This window comes from Methanomassiliicoccales archaeon (assembly GCA_029907465.1).
Taxonomy (GTDB): domain Archaea; phylum Thermoplasmatota; class Thermoplasmata; order Methanomassiliicoccales; family JACIVX01; genus JACIVX01.
The window spans coordinates 78,959-97,456 of sequence record JARYLV010000003.1 but is presented as its reverse complement, the minus strand read 5'-3'; the positions used below and the strand labels follow the sequence as shown (position 1 = coordinate 97,456).

The 18,498-nt window shown below is 46.6% G+C and carries 16 protein-coding genes; 5 read left to right on the top strand and 11 right to left on the bottom strand.

The window, feature by feature from the left end; genetic code table 11:
- Window positions 1-13: 13 nt before the first annotated feature.
- The 3 genes from QHH00_02075 to QHH00_02065 form a co-directional block, all read right to left on the bottom strand.
- Window positions 14-1,525 carry a flippase gene (locus QHH00_02075; protein MDH7508170.1) on the bottom strand — a complete coding sequence of 504 codons (1,512 nt, stop codon included), beginning with the start codon at window positions 1,523-1,525 and terminating at the stop codon, window positions 14-16.
- Between the two features lie 325 nt (window positions 1,526-1,850).
- Window positions 1,851-2,192 carry a DUF1634 domain-containing protein gene (locus tag QHH00_02070; GenBank protein ID MDH7508169.1) on the bottom strand — a complete coding sequence of 114 codons (342 nt, stop codon included), beginning with the start codon at window positions 2,190-2,192 and terminating at the stop codon, window positions 1,851-1,853.
- A 7-nt stretch (window positions 2,193-2,199) separates the two neighbouring features.
- Window positions 2,200-3,045, bottom strand: coding sequence for a sulfite exporter TauE/SafE family protein (locus QHH00_02065; protein ID MDH7508168.1), 846 nt, complete (start codon window positions 3,043-3,045; stop codon window positions 2,200-2,202).
- 119 nt (window positions 3,046-3,164) lie between these two features.
- Here QHH00_02065 and QHH00_02060 point away from each other — a divergent pair, with 119 nt between their 5' ends.
- Complete coding sequence (locus QHH00_02060) at window positions 3,165-4,037, top strand: THUMP domain-containing protein (GenBank protein ID MDH7508167.1); 873 nt, start codon at window positions 3,165-3,167, stop codon at window positions 4,035-4,037.
- Window positions 4,038-4,039: 2 nt separating this feature from the next.
- Here the strand turns inward: QHH00_02060 and QHH00_02055 are convergent, their stop codons facing one another.
- The 3 genes from QHH00_02055 to QHH00_02045 form a co-directional block, all read right to left on the bottom strand.
- On the bottom strand, window positions 4,040-4,702 hold the full coding sequence (locus tag QHH00_02055) for a 50S ribosomal protein L15e (GenBank protein ID MDH7508166.1): 663 nt from the start codon (window positions 4,700-4,702) through the stop codon (window positions 4,040-4,042).
- A 162-nt stretch (window positions 4,703-4,864) separates the two neighbouring features.
- Window positions 4,865-7,291 (bottom strand): DNA polymerase domain-containing protein, encoded by a 2,427-nt coding sequence (locus tag QHH00_02050; GenBank protein ID MDH7508165.1) that lies wholly within the window; start codon window positions 7,289-7,291, stop codon window positions 4,865-4,867.
- Entirely contained in the window at window positions 7,288-8,481 is a 1,194-nt protein-coding gene (locus tag QHH00_02045) for a redox-regulated ATPase YchF (protein MDH7508164.1), read from the bottom strand. Before QHH00_02045 ends, QHH00_02050 begins: the two co-directional genes overlap by 4 nt.
- Window positions 8,482-8,934: 453 nt before the next feature.
- On the opposite strand from QHH00_02045, the gene QHH00_02040 reads away from it, so the two are divergent.
- The gene (locus QHH00_02040; GenBank protein MDH7508163.1) at window positions 8,935-9,987 is read left to right on the top strand and encodes a hypothetical protein; all 1,053 of its coding nucleotides are present in this window, start codon (window positions 8,935-8,937) and stop codon (window positions 9,985-9,987) included.
- A complete protein-coding gene (locus QHH00_02035) occupies window positions 9,959-10,810 on the top strand; it encodes a hypothetical protein (protein MDH7508162.1) in 852 nt (283 codons plus the stop codon). The genes QHH00_02040 and QHH00_02035 overlap by 29 nt, the downstream gene beginning before the upstream one ends.
- Window positions 10,811-10,935: 125 nt before the next feature.
- On the opposite strand, the gene QHH00_02030 is transcribed toward QHH00_02035, so the two are convergent.
- Complete coding sequence (locus tag QHH00_02030) at window positions 10,936-11,379, bottom strand: CBS domain-containing protein (protein MDH7508161.1); 444 nt, start codon at window positions 11,377-11,379, stop codon at window positions 10,936-10,938.
- Window positions 11,380-11,568: 189 nt separating this feature from the next.
- Between QHH00_02030 and QHH00_02025 the strand changes: the two genes are divergently transcribed.
- Entirely contained in the window at window positions 11,569-14,385 is a 2,817-nt protein-coding gene (locus tag QHH00_02025) for an HAD-IC family P-type ATPase (protein MDH7508160.1), read from the top strand.
- Between the two features lies 1 nt (window position 14,386).
- Here QHH00_02025 and QHH00_02020 read toward each other — a convergent pair whose 3' ends face one another.
- Window positions 14,387-14,857, bottom strand: coding sequence for a CBS domain-containing protein (locus QHH00_02020; GenBank protein ID MDH7508159.1), 471 nt, complete (start codon window positions 14,855-14,857; stop codon window positions 14,387-14,389).
- Window positions 14,858-14,959: 102 nt separating this feature from the next.
- Between QHH00_02020 and QHH00_02015 the strand changes: the two genes are divergently transcribed.
- Window positions 14,960-15,739 carry a PrsW family glutamic-type intramembrane protease gene (locus tag QHH00_02015; GenBank protein ID MDH7508158.1) on the top strand — a complete coding sequence of 260 codons (780 nt, stop codon included), beginning with the start codon at window positions 14,960-14,962 and terminating at the stop codon, window positions 15,737-15,739.
- A 193-nt stretch (window positions 15,740-15,932) separates the two neighbouring features.
- On the opposite strand, the gene QHH00_02010 is transcribed toward QHH00_02015, so the two are convergent.
- From QHH00_02010 to QHH00_02000, 3 genes are all read right to left on the bottom strand, one after another.
- Window positions 15,933-17,018, bottom strand: coding sequence for a radical SAM protein (locus QHH00_02010; protein ID MDH7508157.1), 1,086 nt, complete (start codon window positions 17,016-17,018; stop codon window positions 15,933-15,935).
- Window positions 17,019-17,182: 164 nt separating this feature from the next.
- Window positions 17,183-17,320 carry a hypothetical protein gene (locus QHH00_02005; protein MDH7508156.1) on the bottom strand — a complete coding sequence of 46 codons (138 nt, stop codon included), beginning with the start codon at window positions 17,318-17,320 and terminating at the stop codon, window positions 17,183-17,185.
- 352 nt (window positions 17,321-17,672) lie between these two features.
- Window positions 17,673-18,350, bottom strand: coding sequence for a corrinoid protein (locus QHH00_02000; protein MDH7508155.1), 678 nt, complete (start codon window positions 18,348-18,350; stop codon window positions 17,673-17,675).
- Window positions 18,351-18,498: the final 148 nt, after the last annotated feature.

The window sequence follows — 18,498 nt, the reverse complement described above, 5'->3', positions numbered from 1 at the left end:
CGATTTTTAATAATCATCGATTTTTCCTGCGAAGCTCCGAGTTAAGGTATTCCTTCATCCCGCTGGGACTCACAACACTTAGGAAGTAATTGATATCATCTCTGGTGAATTCCCTCAGTAAGAAGAGAATTGTCACAAATATACCAAACGACACAATCCCATATCCGACGAGATCATACCATCTCATCAGCGGCCAAATGAAATTCACAAAATAGAGGATACAACCTGTGATAATCCCAGCAACGATGTGGAGAAGGATTCGTGGATTCGACCGTGTGTTCGTCAGTCTTTTCACAACTAGCCTGGTCACGACAAACACGGTGCCGACTGTCACCACATTCGCAATCGCGGCACCGGTCGCTCCCAACCCAAGCATAGTGATGCCATTTATACTTGGGGGGACTAGGATTAGGAGCATTAATAGATTGACGGAGAGTGACACAAGTGTCAGCTTTGCAGTAATATCGGGCCGATCGACAGCGTTAATCTGGCTTGCGTAAACGCCATTTAACAATCCAAGCAGCATGGATAACGATAGGAATCTCAGAGGTCCGCTCGCCTGGACAAAATTCTCTGCAAAAAGGATCAAAGCGATTTCGGAAGGGAATAAGAAAACGACAACGACTATAGGAATCGCGATCATCGAAATGTATCTCTCCGCCATCTTTGTCTTTTTTCTGACTTCAATGAGATTGCCAGCTTTGTGCATTCTGGAAAATGTTGGGAAGGTGATCGTCGAAACAGCAACGCCAATTACACTGAATAGACCAAGAGTTGATTGGCTGGCGGAATAGAAGCCGACATGTGCATCGCTCCAGAACAATCCGATCAAGAGTTTGTCTGCGTTGGCAGATATCGCTCCCATTATCGAAATCAGTGCGATTGGAAAAGCAAATTTAACGTAGGATTTGAAGAGTGTGGGTTTTACAAATCGATACTGTCCCCTCATGAGGATCGCGAGGCTGGTGATTGCAACTGTCAGCCCACCAAGGACGTACGCATAGGCAATGTAGGTGGCGTCGAGTCTGCTGATCGAAATGATTGCAATAAGTGGGATTCTTACCAATGGGTCCATTATCACAGAGACCTGCGTTTTCGCGGTTTCGACCCTTCCATCAAATGTCGTAGTGGCGATTGAAGCAAGGTCGTAAAAGACCGAATAAAGGATGAATAACATGATCAGTTCGAGGGTCGACTGTGAGAATCGTTCGCCAGAAAACGACGACCAAAGTAGTACTGATGCTATGATCGTCAATATCATTATACTTGTCAAGATGGTCTTCACTACGAGAAAAGTACTCAAGCAGTCGTGGATGTCTTTTCCTTCTGATACGCGCTTTATGTGTGCAGCGTTGAAGCCAAGATCAGCCACTGCATTGAATGTATTGACAAATGAGAGGGTCCACGCAATGCTCCCGTAAACATCGGGCGCATAGTACCTCGTCATGAAGTAAAGACCCACGAACGCGAGTCCTGCCGAAGCGAATCGTGAAAGAACGATGAGGAAAGATTTACGCCCTATCAAGATATCATTTGACGGGGATAGGCTGGTCTCTATTTAACATTGTTCCTTTCAGCACTTGGAGAGATCAAAATCGAGTTAAAAATCATTAAATCAATCTGATCTCCATTTCTATTTTTGATGGTTAGTCGATGCCCTGGACGTTACCATTCTGCTTTTTTTTGAACTTAATCCTTCTGGTTAATTATTTAACGGGCTCAAACTTTCTTGAGCTGGACTCGTTTTAAAAAACCATTTTAAGGGATGATTCATCATACTTGGAAAATAGTCTCTGACTGGGATTAGTCCCTCCCCCGTGCGATTCTCATAGAATTCTGGAACGAGGAAATCACACTGCACCAATTAATACTGCAATCCCAATCGTCAGCAAGATAAATAGTGAAATGCTTGCATACCGAAAGTCCTTTTCCAGGAGGAAAACAGCAAGAGCTATTATGACCCTCATCAGCGGCGTTGCGATGAGCAGTACAATGCCTACATTCAAAATTGCGACAGGGTTCCCTTTTAACATTTCACCGGGAATCTGATCAATTGGTATCGTGATATCGTTCCAACCGGATGGGGAGACAAAGAGGGCGGCAAGGCCTATAATTAGTAGTGAAACGCTGAGGACCATACCGCTTAGTAGAACCCCTCTCACGTATGAATCCAGTTTCCCCCTATCTTCCATCGATTTCTCACCCCGTCGGTAGGATTCCCATGCCGCGAAGGAACATGAGTATCGCGATTGAGATCATCACGACCGCAAAAAATTTCCTCAAACCCGTTCCGGTCGCCAAATAAGCGATGCGCGATCCTATAGTTGCCCCAAAGAAGACGCCAACTGCGACGATCGCACTAACGGTCGGCGACAAAAAGCCATAGCCATAATAGATCAGCGCACCTGTGAGGGCTGTGACACCAATCATGAAATTGCTCGTCGCGGTAGCTGCTTTCATCGGGACACCCATCCAAATGTTCATCGCGGGAACCTTGACCAAACCTCCGCCGACACCGAGAAGACCAGACATGATGCCGGCTCCGGCACTCGCCACTAACCCCCGATCAATGTTTTTCACTTCGTATGTGACCTCTTTGTTCAGCCTGCGATCAAAAAATCTACCCCTAATTCTGAAAGATTTTTGTCCAGCTCCGTCTGGAGCGGGTGGCGTCAGACGCTCTGGCCTGCGAATCATATAGATCGCGCCATAGACAAGGAAAACTCCAAATGCAATCGCAAGAAGATGCTGATTCGCATAAACGGCGACAAGGGCACCGATGATCGAGCCCAGTGTTGTCGCTGTTTCCAAAATCATCCCGAGTCTGATGTTCGTCAGCCTCTCGTGAACATAATGTGATGCAGCGCCTGTCGATGTCGCAATGACACCGATGAGGCTTGCCCCAATTGCCACTTGGATCTGATAACCGAAGACAAGTGTAAGGGCCGGAATGATGATGATGCCCCCGCCTAGACCTAATAAAGACCCGAGAAGGCCTGCAATAAGTGCGAAAACGATCAGTCCGACGAAGACGATTAATTCCATTGATAACCGCCTAACAATTCTCCGACATATCAATGTCTGATAGATAACTGTTGCTTAGCCATCTGAAGAGAAGGGATCATTCCTGCTGGTACACGGACGCTGCTCAAATATAATCGTATGTGCTTCACATCAAAATGATGTCGCTCCTCCTCGTTCGTTATGCTGAGGTCGGTCTCAAGAGTGAGTCGGTCAGAAACCAATTTGAGCGGATTCTTGTCAACAACATCCTTGACTCCTTTGCAAAAGAAGGTATTGAATGTCTCGTCGAGCGAGAGCGGGGGAGGATTTTTGTTGAAACCCGCGATATCGATCGCGCAATCAAGTGTCTGAAGAGGATTTTCGGAATCGCATCGATTAGTTCTGTTACGAGTTGTAGCAGTGAACTCGAAGAAATGCGATCATTTGCCGTTGAATATTCTGCACCTCTTCTCACGCAGGGGAGCACTTTTGCGCTGCGTGTGCGACGTACTGGCAGCCATGATTACAGCAGTATGGATGTTGCCAGAGAACTTGGGGCTGCAATCCTTGAGTCACATAAAGATAGGGCGATCAGTGTCGACCTCGCTTCGCCTGATATCGAGATATTCGTGGAGATTCGTGGAAGTAGAGCCTATTTTTTTTCAGAATACATCCCTGGTCCAGGCGGTCTTCCTTTAGGTTCCCAGGGAAAGGTTCTAGCCATTGTTAATCGAGAAAGAGATGTCGTGGCCGCGTGGCTTATGATGAAGAGGGGCTGTCGCGTGATCGTCCTGTCTGATTCGAGGGAATTGATAAAAATTCTCGAGGCTTGGAGTCCACGTCTTACGATCGAACAATCTGGCCAAGTCGAGCAATGTGTCCGGAAGTACAGGGCACTAGCGGTCGTTTTTGGCTACGGCAGCAGTGAAATGGAAGAGATAAAGAAGGTCAAATTATCAGTGCCTGCTTTCTTTCCACTGATTGGATTTGATGACCAAGAGGTTGGGAAGAAATTTAAGGAGATCAGCGCCTGATTTTACTTACCCTGTCTGTTATGGGCGCCGATTGATGGTCTGACTTTCTCCGCACCTCTGCCTTTGTGTCTAAGCCCTCTTCCTTTCTTTCCAGCCGAGGTGAGCCCGCGATACACTCTTCCCTTATTCGCGGGGTCGCATATCCAGTTGATTTTTGGATCACTCTTTATCACGGGGTGATGTGGATCGACCATAATGATCTCAAACCATTCGTGCTTGCCGTCACTCCCGACCCAGTATGAATTCAGAACCTCAAGGTTGGGGTATTTCTTTGCCGCTCTCTCTTCAGCAATTCTCTGTAAGCTCTTTCCAGCTGTGATCTTCACAATCCCGCGGCGCTTCGCCCTTCTTCCTTTCCTTATCTTTCTTTTTTGAAGCGCACCTTTTCTCACTCTGCCTCTGACGAGTACATAGCCTTGTTTCGCTTTGTAACCGAGTTTCCTTGCCCTGTCCAGTCTTGTTGGATAATCAATCCGACAGAAATTCTCTTCTCTTCTCCACTGTATCAACCTTTCGAACTGTAGTTGTTTGACATACGATTCATCTGGATCGTTCCACGCTTCGGCGATATAGTGGTAAATGCTTTTACCAGAAACGAGCTGGGGGGATTCGCTCCCCTCGCCAGAAGATTCCTTTTCTTCAAAATTTCCATGATTCTCTGCCATGTCGTCACCTGCCGTAATATGCGGCGTTTACGGATTCACCCAGAAGGGCACATCTCCAGCGCGACCGCGTCGCGCGACTTGATGCCGCAGACGTGATATCGATATATAAATTTTTGTCTGAAATGCACATTGATCAAACCATAATGCCAAATGCCAGCGACGTCACATGAAGTCTTCTAGACTAAGTTTTCTTTGTGTCTTCTTCGGTTGTTGTCTTTCTTTTTCTTCGCGTTTCGCTCTTTCAAACGACTCGTCGAAGAGTGTGAACTGCTGCGACCCCATCATCAGACTCCGCTCGTCCCATCCAAATACTTCAGTTGCGCGTGCAACGGTCTGAGCAAGTCTCTCCGCGTAGTAGCGCCAGTCGGGTGTCCCAGAGAATTTCTTGCCGCTAATGTACGGCTCGACCTCCTGTGGGGTCTTGTTGGAGTCGGTGACGATCCAGGAGACTTTCATACCTGGAACGAACTCATACCCTAGGGCCATGAGTTTCTTAGCCGCTTGAACCGTAGCCTGGCTATCCGGGTCTTTATATTGGTTGAAGGGTTTGCATGATCTCGAAATGACAAGCTTCTCAATCGGGACTTTCCCCGTCAGTGTATCTGCGACCGCCTGTCGCGCGACTTTCACGGCCTCTTCTGGTTTTCCGTCGAGAATCTGCTCAAAAACGCGCATGAGAACCTCGCTTTGAAGGTCGAAAGAATCGGTTCTTCTCACCTCGTACCCTCTGATCAGTATTTCTTCATTGGGCCAGATCACTCTGCCTACGTACCTCTTTTTCTTTCCATGTGTGAAAAGCGGCTCGATGATTTTTTCAAATTCAAGCGATCGACCTTCGTTCGAGAATCTCGCCGCGATTTCCTGTCCGAATTTAATCGTCTCTTCGAGGTTCTGATATGGAGATTGGACAAAGATCGAGTCCGTGTCAGAATAAATGACCTTATGCCCTTCCCTTTCAAGCTCCGCGATGATACCCTTGATTGTTTCGCGCGCAAAGGCTGTAATCGAGCCACCGATCTTCCGGTCAGTGAACCTATAGAAGGAGGAGGCGAAGACGCCATAAAACGCGTTCATGAGAACCTTGATCGCAGCTTGCAGTCCATCGTAATACTTGTATTCTTCAATGCTCTTCGCTTCCTTCATTCTTCTTTTGATTTCATCACGATCTTTCATTAACTTTGTTAGTATCTGGGGGAGCAAACCTTCTTTCTGCTCTTTACTGAGAAAGCGAACACCTGTCGGACTGACGATATCTCCGTTTTCATTCAGTGTTGTGAAGCAGATGTTTTTTGAGATGATGAGCGAGGGATACATTGATTTGAAGTCGAGTATGCATACCCAGTGGTATATTCCCGGCTCAATTGTATGGACATACCCACCTTCGATCGTCTCCTCGTCTTCAGAGCTTCCAGTCAAGGGAACTCCAACAGGAGGGCGCTGACGATCAGCGGCCCTGATGAGTATTGAGTCGATAAGTTGCGAAGCACCGGAATTGAGTACGTCATCAACTGGCAGGCGCGAAACGGTGGCGAGGTCCATGCTTTTCCTCAGAATATCAACGGTCTCCAGAATGCGCAATGACAGTTCAGCATCTTTCAGACAATACTTAAGGACTTTATCTCTATTGGATATCCATTCCTCGTCGATCTTCCTTGGGTCAACATCGATCTTCTCCTCTCCAAGTAGTAATTTGGCGACATGATTGAGTGTTTCTTGCTTAGGTTTGAGTTGTATTTTTGTTGCCCACCATGCATCCGCAACCAATCTCCCAGTAAGTCGCCAGAACCGGTTCATGATCGATCTGGGCTCACTCAGATCCCTCCCCCACTGTAGTCCCGGAATACCGTGCGCTTTCGCCCTCTCAATGATAATTGGGATATCATAGCCGTCGATGTTGTACCCAGTCACCACATCTGGATCCTCACTCTGCATCACTTTGGAAAAAGATTCAATGATCTCTTTCTCCTCTCCAGTCAAGGGTTCTCCGTGACGAATCTTTCCGTTCTCCTTGATCGCGTAGCAAATTGTATAAATATGATTATCTTTGATGCTGTTCTCAACATCGAAAGCCAGTATCTTCAATTTCGGGTTAAATGACGGAATTTCTTCGAAGCGCGGCCTACCGTCTACCCGATCCATGTCGACAACGATATCTGTTGTGTAACCGGTCTTATCCCTTTCCTGGCCGAAAACGCGGATGCATGCGGGGATGTCAAAGTCATAAATAAATCGGTTGTGGAAGGGGATATCAGCTGCGAGGACTTCGAAATTCATGCGTTTCAATCGTGATCTGTACTCGGGGACAGTCCAGGGAAACTTGAGAACGACCTTTGCAGCCTTGTTCACCTTCCCCCTGTGGAAAAGTTCTATATCTTCGATATCGACGACATTAGGATCTTTTTTTAGTGATTCAATCACTTCTCTCGTTGGTTCGATGACATGAAAATATGGAAGGAATCCAGTAAATCTGATGGCAATCGACCTGCCCTCGGTCGTCTTTCCATACATCTCAATCGTGATGTTGTCGTCTGCGTTCCTTCGGTACGACGCCGTAAGAAGTCTTACGTCCCAGCTACCCACATCAATCACTTTCTCGCAACGATAGTTATTACATCACCATTTTGCAATATATAATCATGACCAACTGTCCTATGCGTTCTCGCATTAATCGCCCTCACGAAATTGTCACCAAGTTCTGTATGTATTTTATACGCGAGATCTCTCGCATTGCTCCCTCTTTTCACGAGGTACGCGTCTGGTAGGACATTTCCATCATGATCAGTGAGCTTGTTATCGTCTTCGACTGGATAGACAACGATCATGTCGAGAAGGTCGTATACCGCTTTTTCTAGGCAAGTCTGTACACCGGTTCCATGACCGCACTTTTTCATGACCTTTGCGAAGTAATCGAGCGCCTTTTTTTGGCTCTCGTTGAGTTTCTGGGGATCGACGATCGTGAAATCTTTGTCACCAGGTATATATCGGACCAGTCCTGCCTTGGCGGCTCTCTTAAGTCCGAGTTCCGATTCTGCGCATACGGGGATCGTGATGTAGCCCTCGAGATTCATCAAACGCGATAGCTGGACCTCGTTCGCAACATCGGCTTTGTTAAGCGCGATGATCATCGGCTTACTTTGTTTCCTTATTGCGTCTGCTAATCTCAGAAGATCTGCGTCTTGCCAGTACATGGGGTTGTCCGGCAATCCTGCGTTCTTTATGGCCATGATGACGTCAGTCTCTGATACCCCGAGCCCCGTCAATCGCTCATGAAGGGCCTTCTCAATCTTCATGCCTTCGAGGTGCGCTTGTCTCGCCACCTTCGCAAACCCTTTTTCGAGGATTCCTTTTATCCAGTATGCTATTTCCCGCTCAAGGAATCTGATGTCTAGAAGCGGGTCGTGAGAACCAGGTGGGAGTTTATTCCCCTCCTCATCCGTACCGCCGCTTGCGTCAACAATATGAATGAGGGCTGCTGCCTGCCGTAAATCGTCTAGAAATTTATTACCTAGTCCCCTGCCCTGCCATGCATCTGGTACAAGCCCTGCCACGTCGAGAAGTTCAATTGGTACGAGCCTAATTCCGTTTTCGCAGGCAGAATTTCTCGGATTGCACTTGATACCAAACTCAGTGTGGGGGCACTTTGCCCGGATGTAGGCAACTCCCCTGTTCGGTTTAATAGTCGTAAATGGGTAGTCTGCAATCTCCACCGTCGCCAAGGTTGCCGCAGAGAAGAAAGTTGACTTCCCCACGTTAGGTTTGCCGACGATACCGATTTGCATGTTATCGGTTGCATATAGATGCCCATGTAAAAATCATTATCTCTGATAGCACAACTCTATAAGTGAAATCTTTTTGCCTGAAAGAATGAGCCCTTTTAAAAGTTTATGCGACAGCGACAGATCCAGTATTTAGGCAATGCGATTCCTCATAGCGAAGGAATTTTTCTGCCCTTGTTTCACCTAGCAAGAGAAAATATCGCCACGAGAGGTTGATGATGCATGCATATTGTGAACGAACAAAGATCAATAAACGGGAGCTCTCAAACCATTTGAGTAATACAGTGGAACTTGAAAATCAAGCATTGTGAGGGGGGATAATTATTTATAAAATAACCTCATAAATAAAACAACGAAGTAATTTCGCAGCGCAGGGTTGATTGCAGATATCATCGGGCATTATTGGTCATGTAGTATCTTTTTCCGCCTGCGTGTTCAATCGCCTCGGTGGTTGAAATGTCTGATGAAGATCTCTATCAAATTGAGGAAGCGCGCTCAGATCAGGTTGAGCTTGGCGAACCTTCTGTCACTGAGAAAATGCAAGTAGCAACACCTCGCGTCCTTAGGGTTCATGAGCTGTTTGAAACGGACCCTGAAATGTACAGGGAAATTGAGAACAGTGAAGATATTGAAGAGGCTCGCGAAAGGTTAATGCAGTTGACGGAGCGCAGGGAGCGACTCTACTTGGACCGTGATTGCTCCATTGAAGCTTTAGAGCGGGTGACTGCTCTAAGTTGCGTTCGTGTCTTGAAGAATTTCCTCTCAAGGAGGAACGAGCAAGTTGCTGGCTGTAGCACATTGAGAGTTCTTTACAATCTTGTCAAGCGCTACGACATTGTCCCCCCTGCTTTCCATGCCTTTTTCCTCGATGTGCTTCACATTGCCAAAGGGTCTCTTGGCAAATCAGGTATTTATAAGGAAGAAGCACCACCGTTTCTCGAATTTGAGGGGCCTGAAGCTGCTCGGGTCCGATCCGAATATCTTGATGAACTGGCAAGGCGTTGCTTTTCACGGATCAATTCATATGCTCATGGCCTTGATCCCAAGGTCATTGAAATCAGAGAGGCTAATAAGAGGCGAATACTCGACGTTCTCGGTGGGACAGAAGACGACTGGCAAGATTATCGGTGGCAGTTAAGGAATGTTTTGAGGGATGCCGATATAATATCGGAAATTATTGACCTCACGATATCTGAAAGAGAAGCGATTAGGCTAGCTGTTGAGAACGGAATCCCGCTTGGTATCACACCCTATTACCTCTCTCTAATGGACAAGGATGCAAGTCGTAAGAATGATCATGCTCTACGAGCTCAAGTGATCCCCTCACTCGATTACGTAGAGGCGATGATCTCATTCAAAGACAAGCGCAATGTCGTCTTCGATTTTATGAAGGAGCGACAAACTTCACCGATTTCTCTCATCACGAGGCGCTATCCCATGATTGCAATATTCAAGCCCTATAACGCGTGTGCCCAGGTGTGTGTATTGTCAGAGGAACTGGGAAATTGATGGGGTTCTGAGTCCTTGCGCGTTAGCGACGAGACAGCAGATCAATGATGCGATCAAGTGGTTTGAAGAACATCCTGCGATCACGGAGGTTCTGATCACGGGCGGCGATCCAGCCGTTCTACCTGACGACCTACAGCGGGAAATTATTGAACGTTTCGCGGCTATGCCACATATACAGAGGATCAGGATCGGTACGAGACTACCAGTCGTTTTGCCAATGCGATTCAACGATTCATATCTCGGAGTTCTTGCTGATGCGCACAATCCGCCGAGTAGGGAACTCTGCATTGTAACGCATTTTGAGCATCCGTACGAAATCACACCAGATGCTGCGAACGCTGTGCAAGCAATCAGAAAAAAAGGAATAATGGTTTACAATCAACAGGTTTTCACTTTCGAAAATAGCAGGCGGTTCGAGACGGTGGCGCTTAGAATCCTGCTCAAGAGAATCGGCGTCGATCCCTATTACACCTTCAACACGAAAGGCAAGGAAGAAACTCGCTGGTTCAGAGTTCCAATTGCGCGAATTCTGCAGGAGGCAAAGGAGGAAGCGCGCCTTATCCCAGGACTCTCAAGAACGGATGAACCCGTCTTCAATATCCCTGCGCTGGGCAAGAACAATCTCAGGGCTTGGCAGCACCATGACTTGATTATGATCACTTCGGAAGGTGAGAGAGTTTACGAGTTCCATCCATGGGAGAAGAACATCGCCATCGCACCTACCTATATCTACAGGGATGTTCCGATTGCGGAGTTCATCGATCGCCTAGCTTCAAGGGGAGAGAACGTCGAGGATTATGAGAGTATCTGGTATTACTTCTGACCAAAATCGTTCTCCACACCATGCACCGTGTCTTTCGCTTGAATAAATGACTCGGTATGAAGGCGGGACTATCATGGTCATCAACTCAGCAATAGCGACAATAAGTCCAATGAATTTCTTTTGATTTAACTAGAGTTATTGTCCTCGGCAATCAATAAGTGCTCCATGACATCCTTGCGTGATATCATACCGACGAGTTTACCTTCATTGTCAACAACTGGTAAACTCCTCAACTTGAATTCAACCATGTATTCAATAGCCTTCTTCAAATCGTCATCAGCGTTGATTGAAATGACGGCTTTTCTCATGATCTCTCCGACCTTTTCAGCGAATAGTTTAAGAAGATCCGTTTTCGAAACGCTTTTCCCAGTTGAAAAGGTCTTCAGTAAGTCCAGTTTAGTGACGATGCCGATGAGGTAACCGTCGCGCACAACAGGGAAACCGTTATAGTCATATTTGTCGAAAAGCGCCTTGAGCTCCGTGATCGACGTGTTTTCGTGAATCGCGATGACATTCTTTGTCATTACGTCCTTAACCCGAAGATCTTCGATAGCTTTCCTAACGGTCATTGCAGCCCTCATTATTCTCAATGGAAGAGGTGATATTGAATGTTAACGATTATGATGAAGTCTCCATTCATATGGGCGTCTCGGTAAAGAAAGCATTATTAATCGGTTTTTCTATAAAAACAAAAAACCGGCTCAAATTAAGTTTTTTTTTGAGCTAGCCCGCTTGTCGATTTCAAAGGTTGGTCACAGATGAAAACGCCCAAAAAAAGAAAGAGATCCAGACTTATCCGCGGGTATCGACAGCAAGGCGAATCGCCGGAAGCAAGCAAACCAGCGAATTCAATCGTATGGCATTCGATTTCGGAGGCAGAGCTTTTTGAAAGACTCAAGACAAGCCCAGGGGGGCTTTCCGTAGATGAATCTGAGAGGCGATTGAAAGAATTTGGTCCCAATGTCCTACCGATGAGGAGGCCACCGTCCATCATCGAAATATTTGTCCGGCAATTTCTTAGCCCCCTCATTTATGTACTCATTGCAGCGGGCCTTGTTGCGCTCTTTCTCGATGAAACGCTCGATGCGACATTTATTTTTATTGTTGTCATGATCAACGCGATTATCGGGACCCTCCAAGAAATGAAGGCGGAGAAAAGTGCCGAACGCTTGCAACAACTCCTAAAAGCGAGTGCGAGGGTGAGAAGGTCAGGGAAAGAATTCGTCATTCCAGCAGAGAATCTTGTTCCCGGTGATCTCGTAGTTTTGGAATCTGGAAACAAGGTTCCAGCCGACATCCGTCTGATCTCGTTGTCGAATTTCACAGTCGATGAGTCTTTACTCACAGGTGAATCGATTCCCGTTGAAAAAGCAGTGACCCTGTTGCCGGAAGAGACTGTTGTGAGCGACAGGAAAAATATCGCATTCGCTGGTACGACGGTCAGCAGTGGTCGTGCGCTAGGAATTGTGGTCGCAACAGGTATTGAGACAGAGATCGGACGGATTGCCGAGGTCGTTACTTCCACTGAAAGTGCAAAACCACCGCTTATCCAGCGCCTCGAGCGCTTCTCGAAACAGATAAGTTTGATCGTCGTGGGCGCAGCGCTTCTTCTTGCAATCGTCGCTGCGGTAAAGGGCATGCCTCTGGATGAAGTCTTCTTTTTAGCTGTTGCACTCGCGGTCTCTGCCATTCCAGAGGGGCTCCCGGTGGCTGTGACAGTTGCACTTGTTGTAAGAGTCACAAAGATGTCAAGGAGAAATGTGCTGGTGAGAAGGCTCGCAGCGGTAGAGTCCCTAGGAAGCTGTACATGCATCGCAAGCGACAAAACAGGAACATTGACGGTAAATATGCAGACAGTTAAACTAGTTTACCTTCCAGTTGATTCAAAATTTCACGTCACAGGCGAGGGCTATTCGGTGAGGGGCGAGGTGACCCGTCTATCGGAAAGTCCCATCGGGAGCGTCGATATGGAGAGACTCAGAGAGTTTGCCGTGGCAAGTACTCTCTGCAACGATGCCTCACTGACTATTTCAGGTGACGATTTGGCTGCGACGGGAGATGCCGTTGATATCTCGTTCCTTGTTTTTGCGCACAAGGTCGGTATCGATCCTTCGGATTTGAGAACGAAGTTCCCCATCATCGGGGAAATTCCTTTCGAGTCCGAGAGACGCTACGCTGCTAAATCCTACCTTATTGATGGAAAGGTACGCGTCTTTGTTAAAGGGTCTGTTGAGGTGGTTCTGGATTTCTGCAAGATGATGAGGACCAATAACGGAATCAGTCAAATTGACAAAAAGGTCATCGAGGATGAAGCGAGTTCAATGGCAAGTAATGGGTATAGGGTACTTGCAGTCGCGTCCGGGGAAACTGAAATCAACCCAGATGGCAACCCTCTCGGAGAAGAAGGCATTCCTCCACTCACATTCCTCGGACTCGCGGGGCTCATTGACCCCCCTAGACCAGAGGTCAAGAAAGCCGTCGAGACATGTAAATGTGCAGGAATTGACGTGGTCATGGTCACAGGGGATCATCCCTCAACCGCACTCGCAATCGCAAGAAATCTTGGGATCGCCGAATCTGAAAACGAAGTCGTCACAGGCAGCCAATTATCCCAGGTTAATTCATCAGATGATCGTGAATTTGTCGATTTAGTTAAAGGGAAAAAGGTGTTCGCGAGAGTGACGCCTGTTCAGAAGCTGCAGATTGTTGACGCGTTGATGAAGATAGGCCATTTCGTGGCTGTCACTGGTGACGGAGTCAATGATGCACCCGCACTCAGAAAGGCCAATATCGGGGTGGCGATGGGATCTGGAACCGATGTAGCAAAGGATGCGGCATCGATTATTATCACCGATGACAACTTTGCGTCAATCGTCGCTGGGGTGGAGGAAGGCAGGTACGCGTACGAGAACATCAGAAAGGTCACATATCTGTTGGTCTCAACAGGCGCTGCAGAAATCCTGCTCTTTATTCTCGCAATTTTCATTGGCATCAAGGCTGAAGGCGTTCATCTTGCGATACCATTACTAGCTATTCAGCTCTTGTGGCTCAACGTGGTTACGAACGGGATCCAGCATGTTGTCCTTGCAATGGAGGCCGGTGACCCTGGTGTGATGAGGAAACCTCCGCGCAATCCATCAGAAGGCATCTTCGATAAACTGATGATCCGACAGGTCGCCCTGTCCTCTATCACAATGGGGTCGCTCGCTTTTATTCTATTTTACTATCTAATTGTGGTCGATGGTCGCTCGTATTTCGAAGCATCGAATCTCACGTTCCTCTTCATGGTGCTCCTTGAGAATGTTCATGTTTTCAATTGCCGTTCAGAATATGAGTCGGCATTCAGAGTTCCGATCAGCAAGAATTATTATCTCCTATTGGGTGTGTTAGGCGCCCAGGGCATTCACATCCTGGCGATGCATGTACCGGTAATGCAGGAGGTCTTGAGAATCGAGCCCGTATCGATGGAAGAATGGCTCATGTTGCTTTCGCTCGCGGTGATCCTCCTCCTAGTCATGGAGGTATTCAAAGTCTTTGTGAGAAAAAAGCAAAAGAGGATCAGTTGCCAGGGATGATCTACCCCTCAAAAACATTCTTTCCAATGATGAAGAGTTCCAGACTTATAACCTCACCAATGAGTCTCCCCTGGTCGTCGACAACTGGAAGGTCATTGAGGTGATTCTCAATCATCAGTTGCAATACATCTGTTAGCCTCGTCTCCTTCTTGACAGCAGTACTCTTCTGCATCACACTCAGGACATCTTCTTTAAGGGCGTCTCTGAGAAATCTATAAAATGATATTGCACCCCCCTCCCTCACACCAACGCGATAGCCCAAAAGTCTGAGTATCGTTTCAGTGGTTACAGTTCCCATGAGTTTGCCATCATCATCGACGACGTATACCTTCCTCGAGATAGGATTTTGAAGCATTTCTTCTATTGCGTCCCTAATTTTCGCGCTCGGCTTGACGGTTGATGGCCGTTTCACAATCTGGTCATAAACATCGCCAACTATCGTATCCATGAACCGCTTTGATATCCGATCCATGTTTTAGACGATTGAAAACTGTAGTAATTGATGTTTTTGTTTTATGATATCAGCTTGGACAATTTTTATTAGCCATGCCGGCCCTTTGTTATCTGGGAAAAAATGGAAATTGGGACTTTGGAAATAATTGCGGTGATTCTTGTTGCCCTCACTCCTTCTGTGTTGTATATCCTTTGGATCCGGAATACAGAAATGTGCAAGCGCGAACCCCTTTCTTTCGTATTCCTGGTACTTTTTTATGGATCAACAGCTGCTTTTGGAATCGCTTTCGTGATTGAAACTTCGCTTATTTACTTATTGTTTGAGAATGGGAGTTTGCTCAACAGATTCATATGGGGTATTGAAGGCCCTAGCCCACAGGTGTACCTTTTTCTCCTTGCAGTGGTCATTGCACCGATAGTTGAAGAATTCGTCAAGGCGAGCGGTGTTTTTCTTGCTTATAGGCGCTTAGCAGAACTCGAAGACGGGATGATCTATGGCGCTGCCGCAGGCCTTGGGTTTGCGGCGGCAGAGAACGTCATCTATTTCGGAGACGCGTTGCTCGCTGGCTTCGAGGTCTTCTTAGTCACTGCGGTCTTAAGAACCTTGACTTCGACGGTCCTTCACGCAAGCTCGACCGCGATTTCTGGATATGGAATTGGCAAGGCTAAACTCTTCAGACAGATCGGACGTCGTTCTCGATGGTTGCAGTATGTGATCCTCGCCGTAATCATTCATGCTCTGTTCAATTTCTTCGCCATATTGGGAGTGATCTTTTCACAGGGAATGGAAATTTATTTCGCTGGTCTAATCGCAAGTTTTGCTATCGCAACGATCGCTTTCAGGATCATGAAATTGAAAATTCGGGAATTCGACATGATGTTTCCTGGCGAGAAAAAATAAGGCCGAAAGGTTGAGTTTTTTAACTTTAAGAAATAATGATTAGTTTGCGCATATCACCAATGGCATCTATGTTCTCATCCATTGATACAAGTGAATTACTCGACGAACCTCTATGCGCATTCATGATAATCTTCATTGGGACATCCTGACAAATCAATCAAAAGGAAATGGTATATTTTTCGCCGTCCCCTGTTCATCTGAGGAGCCATTCATTTCCGATATTGACACGTCTAAGGCCGGCATCTCTTGCGGCTTCAAGACATCTTTGAGCGTGCGCTCTTGATGTCGTTGGCAAATCGGACATCAAATATTCTGGGTGAAACGCCAGCAGCGAATATGGAATATCTCGATCAAGATCAGCAAGAAATGATGCAATGGCTGATATTTCTTCCTCATCGACATAACCAGGTATGAGCGGGGTTGAAACGATCAGGAGCGGTACTTCTCTTCTCGAGGACGCCATCTGAGAAAGTAGTTCAATATTTTTTACGGTCCATTTATTCGTTGTTCCACAGAGAACGCGGTGAAGGCTCTCATTCCATGCTTTCAGATCTATCTTCACGCAGCCACCCGTTTCAAGGGCGACGTCTCCAATTTCTTTGGCATGGTTGACTCCCATTGAGCCGTTACTTTCCCAGCAAATCCGCAGAATGCGACGTGAGTTGGCGAGGGCATGTCTTGCTGTTGAGATCGAATGATCAATAAAGGGCGTCGGATCACCACCGAAAAAGCATATGCAGGACGTTTCGGTATCGACCATTGAAGCCAGCCTTCTTGCATCCAATCTCGGTGAAGAGGATCGACACAAGTCCTTGTAATGCCAGTTTTGGCAAAAAAGGCAATCAAATGTGCACGCCCCATAGAAAACGGCGAGATTTTTGTAACCGATTTCTGGCCCTCTTTTATATGAATACCTGGGGAAGCCAGCGCCGGTACCGCCAGGACATACCCATGAAGCTACACAATTCGTCGGCAATGGGTCATAATAGGCTATCGCAATTGCCTCGTCACCTGTCACATTCTCAATCTTTCCCGATACGTTCTCTCTAACACCGCAGTATCCTCTCTCTCCATCGGGTATGCAACATTCATTGACACAACGCCCGCATTTCTTGCCATCAATCGGCGGGAAAATGGGGAGACCGTATTTCCTCCTGACATTTGATCGAGCGACGATGACGTGATTGCATTCATTTGAGTTTATGATACATTCTCTACACAGTCCAATACTTTTTGAGATTATGGCAGTCTCAGTTCCGCACGATATGCATTTCGCCATTTTTCCTATCGTCCAGGTCTTTATTCAAAATATGACTTGCTTTACTTCCGTTGGCAGAAAATTAAGAAAAGATAAGATTTTGCAGGATACAATGCTCGCAAATGAGTTTACCGAAAGTATTTCTCAGCGCCCTGTGATAGGTTCAACAAATACTCTGACAGATTCTATTCGTCTTTGAGACCCTTTTTAATGCCCTTTCCAAGCTCTTTGGTCACTTCGACTCCCTTTTTAATGCCTTTCCCTATCAATTTTCCGGTTTTTTCTGCAGCTTCTTCAGCTTTTCCTTTCTTCTCCTCGCTCATTCCAATCCTCCTTTCTCTGTTGATAAATGATGGTCATGATCATTTATATTTTTCTAGCGGGAGATTGCGCTCATCCCGTCCGTTGTTTCTTTAATGGTTGCATTATGCCTGAGATAAATTCTATCCATCTTGAATATATCAAATTCCAAATATCCCGTTGGTGGAGTGTTAAAATGATACTGAAAATTCTCAGACATCCGTTTGACATAATTCTTGGGTCGTGTAGGATGGAATTTAATTAGCGGCGTCCGATGGGATGACCATAGCCTGACGTGAGGGCGTTTGATTAATTGCATAATGTCGGTCTTGCGAACAGCGTTTCGAGTATCTTTCAGCGTTATGAGTTATCTCTCTAAGAACAGATAATCTTCTTTGCGACTGCAGCAGCCTCAAAAGCATCTTTTCCATACGCATCCCCGCCGATCATCCTGACAAAGGATTCGTCTACCGGGGCACCACCGACCATGATCTTGATGTTACCACGAATTCCATCTTCGACTAGCTTGTCGATCGTACGCTTTGCATTGATCATTGTTGTGGTAATGAGAGATGACATTCCGAGAATATCGGCCCTAAGATTTTTCGCCTCATTGGAAAAGCGATCTGGGGGGACATCTGGCCCTAAATCGATGACCCTGAATCCCGCGACTTCAAGAGCTATACCAACAAGTTTCTTTCCGATCTCATGGATATCGCCCTCAACGGTGCCTAAAATCACGACGCCACGGAGCTTTTCACTGGATCCTGATTCAATCAAACGCGGCCGTAGGATTTCTAGGGATCTCCTGAACGAGTCAGAGGCAACAATGAGATCAACGAGATACCTTTCTCCCGATTCATACAATCGACCGAGAATATCCATTCCGCGTGCGAGTCCGTTCTTGATGATCTCGGAAGGTGGTTTGTTTTCTTTATTGAGTGCGACATCTACCAAATTCACTACTTTATTGCCATCGCCTTCAACCATTGCTTTCGCGATCTCGTCGTAAATCAAGGGGAAACCTCCTGTTTTTACCTCGATGCCTCTCATCCTTATTCATATTACCCTTCGATTTGATAGTCTTGGTGCATCAAAATTTAAGAAGCTATTAAAGGATTATTTTTGGGACGCCATAATGAGATTACGCCTAGTTCGATAGGTGGAATAGGTGGATCAGTGTCGGGCAATCTTTTTGCGG